Origin of the sequence: Marinobacter daepoensis DSM 16072 (assembly GCF_000421165.1) — a bacterium.
GTDB classification, from domain to species: Bacteria; Pseudomonadota; Gammaproteobacteria; order Pseudomonadales; family Oleiphilaceae; genus Marinobacter; species Marinobacter daepoensis.
The window spans coordinates 557043-570943 of record NZ_ATWI01000009.1; the positions used below are offsets into that span (position 1 = coordinate 557043).

Below are 13901 nucleotides of genomic sequence, written 5' to 3' on the forward strand. Positions count from 1 at the left end.
GGTGTGGTCAGGCCTGACCTGCTGCGGCCATACACCTGTCCAACACCTCTTCAATACTCAACCCCGTGGAATCAATGACTTGCGCATCATCCGCAGGCTTGAGAGGGGCCGCAGAACGGTTCATATCCCGCTCATCACGTACCCGTATCTCTTCCAAAAGGGCGTCAATGTTAACATCGACACCTGCATCCTTCAACTGATTGTAACGTCTGCGGGCCCGCTCTCCGGCACTGGCTGTCAGGAAGATCTTGACCGGAGCATCCGGAAAGACAACCGTCCCCATATCACGACCATCCGCCACCAGACCGGGCGCCACCCGGAAATCCCGCTGCCGCTGCAAAAGCGCATCCCGAACCGGCTGCATCACCGCCACCTTTGACGCGTTATCGCCGCAGGTTTCCGTTCGTATCTCAGCGGTGACATCTTCGCCCGCCAACAGAACCCTGACAGGCTGGCCAGCCGGAGTCGGCTCGAAAGTGACATCAAGACCGGCCGCAACCCCGACAAGCGCTGGCTCGTCACTCAGGGCAACCCCCTGACGCATCGCAGCCAGAGCTGTCAACCGGTACAAGGCGCCGCTATCCAGTAAATGCCAGCCCAGCTTGCGAGCCAGCATCTGGGTAATGGTGCCCTTGCCGGAACCGCCAGGCCCATCAACCGTGATTACCGGTGCCTTGCCTTCAGTCATCAATCATTACCTTCTGCGTTAATTCGAATGCCGGTTTTCAGCGCCAGTTCCACAAACCCCGGGAAGGAGGTCGCGACATTGGCACAATCATTAATGCGAATCGCCCCGGTCGCACGCAAGGAGGCAACGGCGAACGACATGGAAATGCGGTGATCTCCATAACTTTCAACCGTACCGCTACCAATCTCCTGCCCGCCATCAATGATAATGCCATCTGATGTGACGGTGGTTTCTACACCAAGGTTGGCCAGGCCATCGGCCATAACCTGAATACGGTCACTCTCCTTGACCCTCAACTCCTCTGCACCACGCAGAACCGTGCGCCCTTCTGCGCACACAGCCGCAATAAACAGTACCGGGAACTCATCAATAGCCAGGGGCACTTGCTCTTCCGGAATCTCAATGCCACGAAGAGCCGCCGAACGCACGCGCAGATCGGCAACGGGTTCGCCGCCGATAACACTCTCGTTCATCACCTCAATGTTGGCACCCATCTGTTTCAGGATGTTGATCACCCCGACCCGGGTCGGGTTCATGCCCACATGGCGAAGGGTAAGATCAGAGCCTTCGGCAATGCTTGCGGCCACCAGGAAAAATGCCGCGGATGAGATATCAGCAGGTACATCTATTGAGCAGGCAGTGAGCTTACCGCCCCCTGTAACGCTAGCCGTTGCCCCGTCCCTATGGACATGGTAGCCGAAGCCCTCAAGCATCCGCTCGGTGTGGTCCCGGGTGGGGGCCGGCTCCGTCACGGAGGTTACCCCTTCAGCATAAAGCCCTGCCAGCAGCAGGCAGGATTTCACCTGAGCACTGGCTACCGGCATTTCATAATGAATACCGGTCAGCTCGTGGCCACCACGAATCTTCAGTGGCGGACGACCTCCGTCTGCAGTTTCAATCACCGCCCCCATGGCACGCAGCGGGTCCGCGACCCGCCCCATCGGGCGCTTCGACAAACTGGCATCCCCCGACAGTTCGGAGTCGAACTTCTGGGCAGCCAAAAGGCCGGCGAACAGGCGCATGGCTGTCCCGGAGTTACCCAGATACAACTGACCGCGAGGGGCCTGCAAACCGTTCATGCCAACGCCATGTATACGCACGAAACCCTCTTCGGGGCCTTCGATGGTTACCCCCATATCCCGGAACGCCTGCAAGGTTGCAAGACTATCCTCACCTTCCAGGAACCCCTTCACTTCTGTGGTGCCCTCTGCCAGAGCACCCAGCATAATCGAGCGATGGGACATGGATTTGTCGCCCGGAACCCGGATATCACCGTTAACAGCCCCGCCGGGCTGCATGTGGAACGTCACCTGATTATCGATATTGGTAGTCACGTACGCCTGTCCTGAAAGCATTTTTGAGAAATGGTCCCGCGCCGCCTTGGCACGACTGAACACCCTGAGCAGCTCAGCGCCATCGCCATTGGCAATGGCGCAACGGAGGCGGCCAAGATCCTCGGTAAAATGATCGATACCCCGAAGCACAGCCTCCCGATTCGACAGGAAGATATCGTGCCACATAACCGGATCACTGGCTGCAATCCGGGTAAAATCGCGAAAACCGCCGGCCGCATAACGGAAGATGTCCATATTCTCATCTTCGCCCGCCAGAGTATCGACCAATGAAAACGCAATGAGGTGCGGCAAATGACTGGTCGCGGCCAACACCTCATCATGATAGGCCGCCGACATGGTGAGAACTGTTGCCCCGGTTCCTTCCCACAACGTTTTCAACCGGGCCACGCCGCCCTGATTCGCATTATTGGCCGGCGTAAGAATCACCTTATGATTAGCAAACAGTTCGGCCTGAGCGGCACGAATACCGCTTTTCTCCGACCCGGCAATGGGGTGACCAGGAATAACCCAGGAGGGGAGCTCACCAAAAACGGCCTCGATATCGGCCACAAAACTCGATTTGGTGCTACCCACATCGGAAAGAATAACGCCTTCCTCAAGCACGGGCTTAATATCTGAAAGCACCTGACGAGTCGCCCTGACAGGTACCGCCAGCACGACCAGATCGCAGCCCGCGACGGCACCCTCAACGGAATCCGCCGCCAGATCAATAACGCCAAGCTCAACCCCCAGACTGAGCTCATCCCGCCTCGCATCAAACCCGACCACCACCTCGGCCAGACCCTGCTTACGTATGGCGCTGGCCAGTGAGCCGCCAATCAGCCCCAGCCCAATGACGGCAACCCGGTGAAACGGAGGCTGAGCAACGCTCACCTCAGGCACCCTGCCCGGCAGACGTCAGCGCCTCAGCCAGAGCATCCAGAAAACGCTCATTTTCATGAGGCAAACCAACGGAAACACGCAGATGCCTGGGCATACCATAGCCTGCCACCGGCCGCACGATCACGCCATGCGCCAGCAGAGCCTGGTATACGCCCATCGCGGACTCGCCCACCTCAACGGCAATAAAGTTGCCCACCGAGGGAATATAGGGCAGCCCCATCCTATCGAAGCCGTCGGCCAGCTGACGCAGCCCTGCCTCATTCACTTCACGGGATTTCTGCAGGTACGCCTCGTCACTGAGGACCGCCGTTGCCGCGCACAGCGCAACCGTGTCCACATTAAACGGCTGGCGCACCCGGTTCAGAATATCCGCAATGGCCGGAGAACTGACGGTGTAACCGACTCGCAACGCCGCAAGCCCCCAAGCCTTGGAGAATGTGCGACAGACAATGAGGTTAGGATAGCGATCGAGAAGCTGGATACCATCCGGGTACTCATCCCCAACCAGATACTCGCAATACGCCTCATCAAGAACCACCAGCACCCGCTCCGGGATCCGGTCGAGAAACCCTTCAAGGGCCTGCCGCGTGTGTACCGTACCCGTCGGGTTATTGGGATTGGCCACAAACACCAGCTTGGTGCGGTCAGTAACCGCATCGGCCATTGCGTCCAGGTCATGCCCCCAGTCCCTGGCTGGCACCGAGATGCCTCTCGCACCGATGGCCTGAGCCACAATCGGGTACACCGCAAAGGCGTACTGGGAAAAAACAACATCGCTGTCTGCGTCCGCAAAACAACGGGCGATGACTTCCAGAACGTCGTTGGAGCCATTGCCCAGCGTGATCTGGTCCATCTCTACGCCAAACCGGTGCGACAGCGCCTGCTTGAGCTCAAAACCATTGCCGTCCGGATAGAGACACATCTCATCCAGTGCCTTTCGGGCCGCCGTCATGGCCTTTTCGCTCGGGCCAAGAGGGTTTTCATTGCTGGCCAGCTTGATAATCTCCGAAGGGTCCAACCCCAGCTCCCGGGCCAGCTCATCAATGGGCTTGCCCGGCTGATACGGAGACAGAGCCTGAACACCTTTCACTGCAAGACTCTGGTAATCCACTGCCATTCAACTCTCCTCAGGATCGTCAATCAGGATCAAAGCACGCCAACCGGATAGGAGCCGAGACGTTTAAGCTCAACGGCTTCGGCATCGATTTCCGCCAGTACTTTGCTGGCCTCCGGTCCGTCCATGTGTCCTTCAAAATCAATGTAGAAAACATACGCCCAGGTACCACTGGGCGACGGCCGGGTTTCAATGCGCGTCAGACTGATACCATGACGGTGGAAGGGCTCCAACAACTGGTACAAAGCCCCCGGCTTGTTGCGCATAGACACGAGGATGGACGACTTGTCCTGGCCACTGAGCGGCACTTCCTCACGACCGATAATGAGGAACCGGGTGGTATTGTCAGGGCGATCCTCAATGCTGTTGGCCAGCTTTTCCAGACCATACAGCTCCGCCGCCATATCGCCCGCAATCGCTGCGGTACCCGGCTCTTCTGCAGCCCGTCGCGCCGCTTCCGCATTACTGGACACGGTAACCCGCTCAATACCATAGCGGTGGGTATCCAGCCATTGACGGCACTGGGCAAAAGACTGCTGATGAGAATAGATACGGGTAATTTCTTCGTCTTTGTGTTTAGGTGAAACCAGCAGGTGATGATGAATACGAAGCTGGACCTCACCACAGATTTTCAGCGGAGAGGAAATAAACATATCAAGCGTGTGATTGACCATCCCCTCCGTAGAATTTTCCACCGGAACCACTCCGTAGTGGGCCGCTCCGGATTCCACTTCACGGAATACCGCATCAATGGCGGCCAGAGGCACACTCACCACGGAGTGCCCGAAGTGTTTGAGGGCGGCAGCCTGAGTGAACGTGCCCTCCGGCCCGAGGAATGCGATGTGCATTGGCTTTTCCAGCGCCAGACACGCAGACATGATTTCCCGGAACAAACGGGCCATCTCCTCGGCTGGCAGCGGCCCCGGGTTCACCTCCTTGATCCGGCGCAGAACCTGCGCCTCACGCTCGGGGCGGTAGAAAAACACATCCTGACCAGGATTGGCCGCCATTTTAACGTGAGCGACTTCCTGGGCACATTTTGCCCGGGCGCTGATCAGCTCCATGATCTGCTGATCCAGAGCGTCGATTTCTTCCCTAAGCTCGCCCAGGCGGGCCTTCTCATCCGTCATGATCAGCCCCGCTCCCTGGCAAATTCCGCCATGTACGCAATCAGGGCATCAACGCCAACCTCAGGCATGGCGTTATAGAGGCTCGCGCGCATTCCGCCAACCGACCGGTGTCCTTTCAGGTTCAGCAATCCCCTGGCATCGGCACCTTTCAGGAAGTCGCCATTCAGAGAATCATCCGCAAGCGTAAACGGTACGTTCATCCAGGAGCGGAATCGTGGATCAATCGGATTGGCATAGAACTCATTTTGATCAATGAAATCGTAGAGTTTCCGGGCTTTCCGGGCATTGAGTTCCGCCATGGCTGGCACGCCACCCTGCTCTTTCAGCCACTTGAAGACCAGGCCCGCCAGGTACCACGAATAGGTGGCTGGCGTGTTGTACATCGAATCGTTATCCGCAATCACCTGATAGTTCATCATGGTCGGCGTTTCTTTTCGCGCCTTACCAAGGAGATCCTTTCGGATAATAACGACAACCAGTCCGGACGGACCGATATTTTTCTGAGCGCCAGCGTAGATAAGACCGAATTTGTTGATTTCGACCGGGCGAGACAACATGGTCGATGACATATCCGCAACCAGCGGCACACTACCGCTGTCCGGAATGAAGTCGTATTCCAGGCCGCCAATCGTTTCGTTAGGCGTGTAGTGCAGGTACGCGGCGTCGGCGCGGGTGTTCCAGGTGGACGGGTCGGGGATGGTGCTGAAGCTACTGTCTTCAGAACTCGCTACCACATTCACCTCACCGTAACGCCGGGCTTCCGCAATGGCCTTTTTCGACCAGATTCCGGTGTTCACGTAGTCCGCAGAAGTCTTGTCACCCAGAAGGTTCAGCGGAATGGTTGAGAACTGACTGGAAGCTCCACCCTGCATGAAAAGAACGGCGTAATCATCTGAAATACCAGCCAATTCACGCAGATCTTTCTCCGCATCTTCTGCAATGGCAATAAACTCATCGCTACGATGGCTCATCTCCATGACAGACATACCCGTACCACGCCAGTCGAGCATCTCGCTCTGAGCCTGCTTCAGTACAGCTTCCGGCAAAGTGGCCGGACCAGCACAGAAATTGAACGCCCTGCTCATTCTTCGGTTTCCTCACCTTCAACGTCGTCGTCATCGGATTCAGCGATCCGCTCCACACCTACCAGGCGCTCATCTTCCTGAGCCAGACGAATCAGTCGGACACCCTGGGTATTCCGGCTCAGAACAGAGACTTCATCGGTCCGTGTACGCACCAGCGTGCCCTTGTCTGAGATCAGCATCATCTCATCACCTTCAAACAGCTGCAGTGCAGTAACCAGATTGCCGTTACGCTCCGAGCACTGCATGGCGATAACACCCTGGCTGCCGCGACTGTATGCCGGGAACTCATCAATAGCCGTCCGCTTACCGTAACCGTGCTCACTGGCGGTGAGAATCACACCGCCTTCCTGCGGAATGATCAGCGACACCACATGATGCTCTTCGGGCATTTTGATACCGCGCACACCCCGCGCCGTCCGACTCATCGGGCGCACCTGCTCTTCCTGGAAGCGCACCGCTTTGCCAGCGCTGGAGAACAGCATTACTTCAGCCGAGCCGTCAGTGATGGCTGCACCAATCAGGGTGTCACCTTCATCCAGGTTCAGAGCAATCAGACCACTGCTGCGCGGTCGCGAAAAGTTAGGCAGAGGCGTCTTCTTGACCACTCCCGCCGACGTCGCCATCAGCACAAACTGGTCTTCCGGATAATCCCGCACCGGCAGGAATGTGGTAATCCGCTCACCGTCGTCCAGGGGCAGGATATTCACCATCGGGCGACCACGGGACCCACGGCTACCACGGGGAATCTCAAATACTCGCAACCAGTACACCTTGCCCCGGTTGGAGAAACACAGAATGGTGTCGTGGGAATTGGCTACCAGCAGTTTTTCAATGAAGTCTTCATCTTTCATGGACGTCGCGGCCTTTCCGCGACCACCACGACGCTGAGCCTGATAATCTTCTACAGCCTGAGTCTTGGCATAACCACTGTGGGAAATGGTGACCACGAGATCTTCTTCGTCAATCAGGTCGGCAATGGTCAGATCACGACGGGAGCTGGTGATCTCGGTACGGCGCTCGTCGCCGTACTGGCTCACAATTTCTTCGAGCTCTTCCCGAATCACCTGCATCAAACGCTCGGGATCGCCCAGGATATCCAGCAGATCTGCGATTTTCTCCAGAATTTCTTTGTACTCGTTCTGGAGCTTCTCCGTTTCCAGCCCGGTCAGGCGGTGCAGACGCAGATCCAGAATCGCCTGAGCCTGCTCCGGCGACAGGTGGTACAGGCCATCGCGAAGACCATAGATTTCCGGCAGCTCATCCGGGCGGCAGGCATCTTCCCCCGCCCGCTCCAGCATGGCCAGCACATCGCCAGGGGACCACCCCTTGTCCATCAGCTTTTCTTTCGCCTCCGCCGCAGACGGCGACTGCTTGATCAGCTCGATGATCTCGTCAATGTTGGCCAGAGCAACAGTAAGGCCTTCCAGTATATGGCCGCGTTCACGGGCTTTGCGCAGTTCAAAGATGGTCCTGCGAGTAACCACCTCGCGGCGGTGGCGCACGAACGCATCCAGCATTTCTTTCAGGTTCAGCGTTTTCGGCTCACCGTTGATCAGCGCCACCATGTTGATGCCGAATACGGTTTCCAGCTGGGTCTGGGCAAACAGATTATTGATGATTACGTCCGGGTTTTCGCCGCGACGCAGTTCAATCACAACCCGGATACCTTCCTTGTTCGATTCGTCCCGCAGTTCGGAGATGCCCTCAAGACGCTTCTCTTTCACAAGTTCGGCAATCTTTTCAATCAACCGGGCTTTGTTCAGCTGGTACGGCAGCTCAGTAATGATGATGGACTCACGACCGGTTTTCTTGTCCTGCTCGATTTCATGTCGCGCCCGAATATAAATCCGCCCACGACCGGTACGATAAGCCTCAACAATACCTGCCCGCCCATTGATAATACCTTCGGTCGGAAAATCAGGCCCGGGAATGAACTCCATCAGCTCATCAATGCTCAGGTCCGGATTTTCGATCAGAGCGAGACAGCCATTGACGACTTCAGTCAGGTTATGAGGCGGGATATTGGTCGCCATACCCACGGCGATACCGGAAGACCCATTCACCAGGAGGTTCGGCACCCGGGTAGGAAGCACCTCAGGAATGCGCTCCGTGCCGTCGTAGTTATCTACGTAATCAACGGTGTCTTTCTCAAGATCCGCCAGCAGGGAGTGGGCAATTTTCTCCATGCGGATTTCGGTGTAACGCATAGCGGCGGCGTTATCGCCGTCAATGGAACCGAAGTTACCCTGACCGTCCACCAGCGGATAGCGCAAAGAGAACGGCTGAGCCATACGGACAATGGTGTCGTATACCGCAGAGTCACCATGTGGGTGATATTTACCGATAACGTCACCCACCACACGGGCGGATTTCTTGTACGCCTTGTTCCAGTCGTTACCCAACTCGGACATGGCGAACAGCACCCGGCGATGCACCGGCTTGAGACCGTCACGCACGTCAGGTAATGCCCGGCCAACGATGACGCTCATGGCGTAATCGAGGTAGGACTGTTTCAACTCGTCTTCAATATTGACCGGCAGGATCTCTTTGGCTAACTCACCCATCGAGAAAGGTTCCTTTGCGTTATCTGGAAGTCGTTCCGGGGCCGTTTCCAGACCCCGTCTTTGTTCTTCAACAAGCCGCCAAGCATACCACAGACCGCCCCCGCCGGGGGCAACTGTGGTGAAGCCTTAATCAAACACGACGGTCTTGTTCTCGTAGGTAATCACGCGATCTTCAATGTGAGACCGCAGGCCTCTGGCCAGCACGTTTTTCTCAACGTCCTTACCCAGGCGGACCATGTCCTCAATGGAATCACTGTGACTGATCCGGATGACGTCCTGCTCAATGATCGGGCCTTCGTCCAGATCCTGAGTCACGTAGTGGCAGGTGGCGCCAATCAGCTTAACACCACGACTGTAGGCCTGATGGTATGGCCGGGCACCGGCAAATGATGGCAGGAAGCTGTGATGAATGTTAATCACCTTACCGGCGTATTTCGCGCACAGCTCGGCCGGAAGAATCTGCATATAGCGCGCCAGCACCACCACATCGGTCTCATACTGCTGGAAAAGCTCTTCGATATGCGCGAAGGCTTCCGCCTTGTTCTCTCTGCTGACCGGCACGTGGTGGTAAGGAATCTCATGCCATTCCACCATACGCCGGAGATCATCGTGGTTGGAAATCACCGCCACAATTTCTGCGTTCATATCCTTGCTGTGCCAGCGGTGCAAGAGATCCGCAAGACAGTGGGATTCTTTACTGCACATCAGAACCACCCGTTTGGGCTGTGCAGAATCGGCGATGTGCCAGTTCATGTTGAACTCACGGGCAATTGGTTCAAACGCCGCGCGAAACTGGTCCAACCCGAACGGAATGGATTCGGCCTTGATTTCGTGCCGCATGAAAAACCAGCCTGTCTGGGTATCAGAGTGGTGGCTCGCCTCGGTAATCCAGCCATTATAGGTGGACAGAAAATTACTCACCTTGGCAACAATTCCTGTCCGGTCCGGACAGGAAATAACAAGACGATAGGTATGCTCCATGAAGCCTTTCCTTAACTTGAATCCGGGAAAGCGGGCGCGACAGGAAACCGCAAACCGGATCGTTGCGGTGGCGGTCAGGTACGCACCAATAAAAATGACCGGCTATGATAGCCTATCTGACGGTCAGAAACGAGGAATCCAACCATGGACAGAGTGATCTACAGCCCCACCTCGACAATCAACCAGAGGCGCTTCTGGGGAGTGATAGCCACCCTACTGCTCTTTCTGCCGGCCTGCTGGACGAGCGCCAACGAACAGGCCATCCTCGAAGGCGAGCGGTTCCATCCGGTTCAGGGCACTCAGGGCATGGTAGCCACCAGCCACACTCTGGCTACAGACGTTGCCCTGAAGGTCCTGAAGAACGGAGGCAACGCCATCGACGCCGCCGTGACAGCCGGCTTCGCCCTGGCGGTTACCCAACCCCGCTCCGGCAATATTGGTGGCGGAGGTTTTCTGCTCTACGCTCCGGGTGATGGCAAGGCACCGGAGGCCATCGATTATCGTGAAACAGCCCCGGCAGCCGCGACAGAAACGATGTTTCAGGACAGCGACGGAAACGTCGTCACAGAACTCAGCCGTTTCAGCCACAAAGCCGCTGGCGTTCCCGGCACCGTCGCGGGCCTGGCAATGGCTCTGGAACGGCACGGCACCTTAAGCCTGAAAGACGCCCTTGCACCGGCCATACGCCTGGCCCGGGAGGGCTTTGTGGTCCCGCACCGGTTCACCGAAGGCCTGGAGCAAGCCCGAAATCGTCTCGAGCGCTGGCCCGCCACCAAAGCAGCGTTTTACCGGGAAGACGGCGCTGCCCCTCAACCGGGCGAGGTGTTCCGTCAGCCCGACCTCGCTGACACCCTCCAGCGCATCGCAGATCAAGGCGCAAAGGGCTTTTACGATGGTAAAACCGCCGAACTGATCGTCACCGAAATGCAAAAAGGGGGTGGCCTGATTACCCGGGAAGACCTCCTTAGCTATCAGCCGGCCATCCGGCAGCCCGTGCACGGCACCTATCGCGGGCACGATGTCTATTCTATGTCGCCCCCCTCTTCAGGCGGCGCCCACATCGTTCAGATACTGAACATTCTGGAGTCCTACCCGATCAGTGAGTGGGGCCACAACTCGGCCAATACGATTCATCATATGGCCGAAGCCATGAAGCTGGCATACGCCGACCGATCTGAGTACCTGGGTGACACGGACTTTGTATCGGTGCCCCTGACGGGACTCATCAGCAAACGGTACGCCGACCAGCTCCGGACAACCATTAAGGCCAACAAAGCCCGGCAAGCCAGCGACATCGGCCCCGGCGATCCCGCACCGTGGGAAAGCCCGGAGACGACGCATTTCTCTGTGGTGGATCAATGGGGTAACGCGGTCTCCAACACCTACACCATCAACTTCAGCTACGGCTCCGGCATCACCGTCGCCGGAGCCGGCTTCCTGCTGAACAACGAAATGGACGATTTCAGCGCCAAACACGGTACCGCCAATGCGTACGGCCTGATCGGCGGCGACGCCAACAAAGTGGAGCCAGGCAAGCGCATGCTCAGCTCAATGTCGCCCACCATTGTCCGCAAAGATGGCCGCAATGTTCTGGTCACCGGCAGCCCCGGCGGCTCTCGTATCATCACCACAACTTTGCAGGTTCTGATGAATGTGATTGACCATAATATGAACATCCAGACGGCCGTCAGCGCTCCTCGCATCCACCACCAGTGGCTGCCCGACGAGATCCGGGTGGAACAGGGAATCAGCTCTGATACGCTGGCTTTGCTGGAAGCCCGCGGCCACGCCATTAGAACCGGCAACGCCATGGGCGCCATCCAGAGTATTATGATTGGCGACGATGGTACGCTTTATGGTGGCGCAGACCCCAGGCGCAGTACCTCATCAGCCATGGGGTTCTGACAATGCATGTATTGACCGGGCCGGACCCGGCCAGGAGGTAACTGATGTATCTTTCCGTACAATTGAGCTGCTATCCGCTCAAAGATGACTACAAGCCTCCCATCTGGGACCTGATCGCACGCCTTGAAAAAACCGGGTTAGAGGTCTACCCCGGCCGCATGAGCACGGAGATCTTCGGTGAATACGATGACGTTATGAGGGTGCTTTCAGACACGCTTAAATGGTCATTTGAGACCTATGGTAAATCGGTGTTTGTTGCGAAAATCATGGAGGGCGACCGGAGACCGAAATGAACACGTCCAACCAGCCCGGAAAGCAGGACCAGCCGCCCTCACCTCAACCGGCCATTCCCAACCAGTATTCATTTCTGTGGTTGAGCGCCGCCATCCTGCTGATGTTTCTGTGGTTACAGGACAATCGGCAACCACAACAGCAAGAACTGGCCTACTCAGAGTTCAAGCAGGCCGTGATCAATGGCCAGGTTGCCGAAATCACCCTTCGCACCGAAGACATCAACGGCCGCTTCAACAACACCGGTGTCGGTCAGTTTACCGGCGACAACCGCGAGCCCACCGACCGCTTTGTGACCCTGCGCCCACCGCTGGAAGACCCGGACCTGCTGCCCTTACTGGAGCAGCAGGAGGTGCTGATACGCGGCTCCCGGTCCGGCCGCCCCTGGTGGCAGGAACTGATTCTGGGCTTCCTGCCCTGGATTCTCCTGCTGGCACTCATGTTCTGGTTCTGGGGCGCCGCCCAGAAACGGATGACTCAGGGCGGAAGCCCATTCGAGTACGGAAAATCCAGGGCGCGCAGAGCCCGGAAGGAAACGTCTACCACCACACTGAACGACGTCGCCGGTATTGAGTCCGCCAAACGGGACATCAGCGAAATCATCGATTTCCTTAAATCTCCGGAAAAGTACCGCAAACTGGGCGCCGAGATGCCCAAAGGGGTCTTGCTGGTTGGGCCTCCGGGAACCGGGAAAACCCTGCTGGCACGAGCGATTGCCGGAGAGGCTGAGGTTCCGTTTTTCAGCATCAGCGCCTCGGAATTCATTGAAATGTTTGTGGGCGTGGGGGCTGCCAGAGTGCGCGATATGTTCCAAACCGCTCGCAAGGAGGCGCCGGCCCTGATCTTCATTGACGAGCTGGATGCTGTGGGACGCTCCCGTGGGGCCGGCCTGGGCGGAGGCCACGATGAACGGGAACAAACCCTGAATCAGATCCTTACGGAAATGGATGGCTTCGAGGCTCATGAGAATATTCTGGTGCTGGCGGCCACCAACCGGCCAGATGTTCTGGACTCCGCCCTGCTACGGCCTGGCCGGTTTGACCGAAAAGTCACCCTGGACCGACCCCACCGGGAAGCCCGGGAAGCCATCCTGAACGTCCACGTTCGCAAGGTTCCGCTGGCTGCCGATGTTAATCTGGCAGACGTCGCAGCCCGAACCACCGGGTTCTCCGGGGCTGATCTGAAAAATCTGGTAAACGAAGCCGCCCTGACCGCCGCCCGGGATAACCTTGCTGAAGTCAACAGCCTCTGCTTTGAGATCGCGCGCGACCGATTGGTTCTGGGCGAAAAACGCGACGCTCAACTCACGAAGGAAGAGCGCGAAGCCGTGGCATATCATGAATGTGGCCATGCCATCATGGCGTTTTATATGCCAAAAGCCGATCCTCTGACCAAGATCACCATCATCCCCCACGGCATGGCCATGGGTGTAACAGAGCAAACGCCCCGGGAAGACAAATACAACTACACGGAGAGCTACCTGAAAGACCGCATCAGAGTCATGCTGGGTGGGCGTTCCGCAGAAAAAATCATTTACGGTGAAGTCAGCACGGGCGCCCAGAACGACCTCAAGGAAGCCACCAAACTGCTAAGGCGAATGATTGGCCAGTGGGGCATGAGCGAGAAAATCGGCCCTCTGGGGCTGGGCATCGGAGAAGAACACGTGTTCCTCGGCCGCGAAATGGGCGCGCCCCGGGAATACAGCGAAAAGCTGGCCGAGATGATCGATTCGGAAATTCAGTCCCAACTGATGGCTTTCGAAGCCTTTACGTTGAACTTTCTCTCTGAACACCGTCACGAACTGGACGCTCTGGCGGAGGCGGTGATGACAACGGAAACGCTGACGGCAGCGGACATTACCCGCGTTCTCGAGCAGGCCCGCAAGAATCAGATGGCCTGAAAACAA

The 13901-nt window shown here is 57.3% G+C and carries 10 protein-coding genes; 3 read left to right on the forward strand and 7 right to left on the reverse strand.

All coding sequences use genetic code 11. The features are described from left to right. Nucleotides 1-7: 7 nt before the first annotated feature. From cmk to purU, 7 genes are all read right to left on the reverse strand, one after another. Entirely contained in the window at nt 8-688 is a 681-nt protein-coding gene (gene cmk, locus K325_RS0108065; protein WP_029653758.1) for a (d)CMP kinase, read from the reverse strand. Beyond that, nucleotides 688-2916: a bifunctional prephenate dehydrogenase/3-phosphoshikimate 1-carboxyvinyltransferase gene (locus tag K325_RS0108070; protein WP_029653759.1), complete on the reverse strand. Its 2229-nt coding sequence runs from the start codon at nt 2914-2916 to the stop codon at nt 688-690. The genes cmk and K325_RS0108070 overlap by 1 nt, the downstream gene beginning before the upstream one ends. Before the next feature lies 1 nt (nt 2917). Beyond that, nucleotides 2918-4042 carry a histidinol-phosphate transaminase gene (hisC, locus tag K325_RS0108075; protein WP_029653760.1) on the reverse strand — a complete coding sequence of 375 codons (1125 nt, stop codon included), beginning with the start codon at nt 4040-4042 and terminating at the stop codon, nt 2918-2920. Nucleotides 4043-4071: 29 nt separating this feature from the next. Then, nucleotides 4072-5169 carry a prephenate dehydratase gene (gene pheA / locus K325_RS0108080; RefSeq protein WP_029653761.1) on the reverse strand — a complete coding sequence of 366 codons (1098 nt, stop codon included), beginning with the start codon at nt 5167-5169 and terminating at the stop codon, nt 4072-4074. Between the two features lie 2 nt (nt 5170-5171). After that, the gene (gene serC / locus K325_RS0108085; RefSeq protein ID WP_029653762.1) at nt 5172-6254 is read right to left on the reverse strand and encodes a 3-phosphoserine/phosphohydroxythreonine transaminase; all 1083 of its coding nucleotides are present in this window, start codon (nt 6252-6254) and stop codon (nt 5172-5174) included. Continuing rightward, the gene (gyrA, locus tag K325_RS0108090; RefSeq protein ID WP_029653763.1) at nt 6251-8818 is read right to left on the reverse strand and encodes a DNA gyrase subunit A; all 2568 of its coding nucleotides are present in this window, start codon (nt 8816-8818) and stop codon (nt 6251-6253) included. The genes serC and gyrA overlap by 4 nt, the downstream gene beginning before the upstream one ends. 126 nt (nt 8819-8944) lie before the next feature. Continuing rightward, nucleotides 8945-9799: a formyltetrahydrofolate deformylase gene (gene purU, locus K325_RS0108095; RefSeq protein WP_029653764.1), complete on the reverse strand. Its 855-nt coding sequence runs from the start codon at nt 9797-9799 to the stop codon at nt 8945-8947. A 144-nt stretch (nt 9800-9943) separates the two neighbouring features. Between purU and ggt the strand changes: the two genes are divergently transcribed. Genes ggt through ftsH form a run of 3 tightly spaced genes read left to right on the forward strand, consistent with a single transcriptional unit; the run spans nt 9944 to nt 13895 of the window. Then, a complete protein-coding gene (gene ggt, locus K325_RS0108105; RefSeq protein ID WP_029653765.1) occupies nt 9944-11704 on the forward strand; it encodes a gamma-glutamyltransferase in 1761 nt (586 codons plus the stop codon). A 44-nt stretch (nt 11705-11748) separates the two neighbouring features. Next, entirely contained in the window at nt 11749-11997 is a 249-nt protein-coding gene (locus tag K325_RS0108110) for a YkoF family thiamine-binding protein (RefSeq protein ID WP_029653766.1), read from the forward strand. Next, on the forward strand, nt 11994-13895 hold the full coding sequence (gene ftsH, locus K325_RS0108115; protein WP_029653767.1) for an ATP-dependent zinc metalloprotease FtsH: 1902 nt from the start codon (nt 11994-11996) through the stop codon (nt 13893-13895). The genes K325_RS0108110 and ftsH overlap by 4 nt, the downstream gene beginning before the upstream one ends. The last annotated feature ends 6 nt before the right edge of the window (nt 13896-13901 follow it).

Bases quoted from the DNA above. Each gene is read 5' to 3' on its own strand.
- gyrA (WP_029653763.1), bottom strand. From the start codon at position 8,818: ATGGGTGAGTTAGCCAAAGAGATCCTGCCGGTCAATATTGAAGACGAG.
- pheA (WP_029653761.1), bottom strand. From the start codon at position 5,169: ATGACGGATGAGAAGGCCCGCCTGGGCGAGCTTAGGGAAGAAATCGAC.
- K325_RS0108110 (WP_029653766.1), top strand. From the start codon at position 11,749: ATGTATCTTTCCGTACAATTGAGCTGCTATCCGCTCAAAGATGACTAC.
- purU (WP_029653764.1), bottom strand. From the start codon at position 9,799: ATGGAGCATACCTATCGTCTTGTTATTTCCTGTCCGGACCGGACAGGA.
- hisC (WP_029653760.1), bottom strand. From the start codon at position 4,042: ATGGCAGTGGATTACCAGAGTCTTGCAGTGAAAGGTGTTCAGGCTCTG.
- ggt (WP_029653765.1), top strand. From the start codon at position 9,944: ATGGACAGAGTGATCTACAGCCCCACCTCGACAATCAACCAGAGGCGC.
- ftsH (WP_029653767.1), top strand. From the start codon at position 11,994: ATGAACACGTCCAACCAGCCCGGAAAGCAGGACCAGCCGCCCTCACCT.
- cmk (WP_029653758.1), bottom strand. From the start codon at position 688: ATGACTGAAGGCAAGGCACCGGTAATCACGGTTGATGGGCCTGGCGGT.
- serC (WP_029653762.1), bottom strand. From the start codon at position 6,254: ATGAGCAGGGCGTTCAATTTCTGTGCTGGTCCGGCCACTTTGCCGGAA.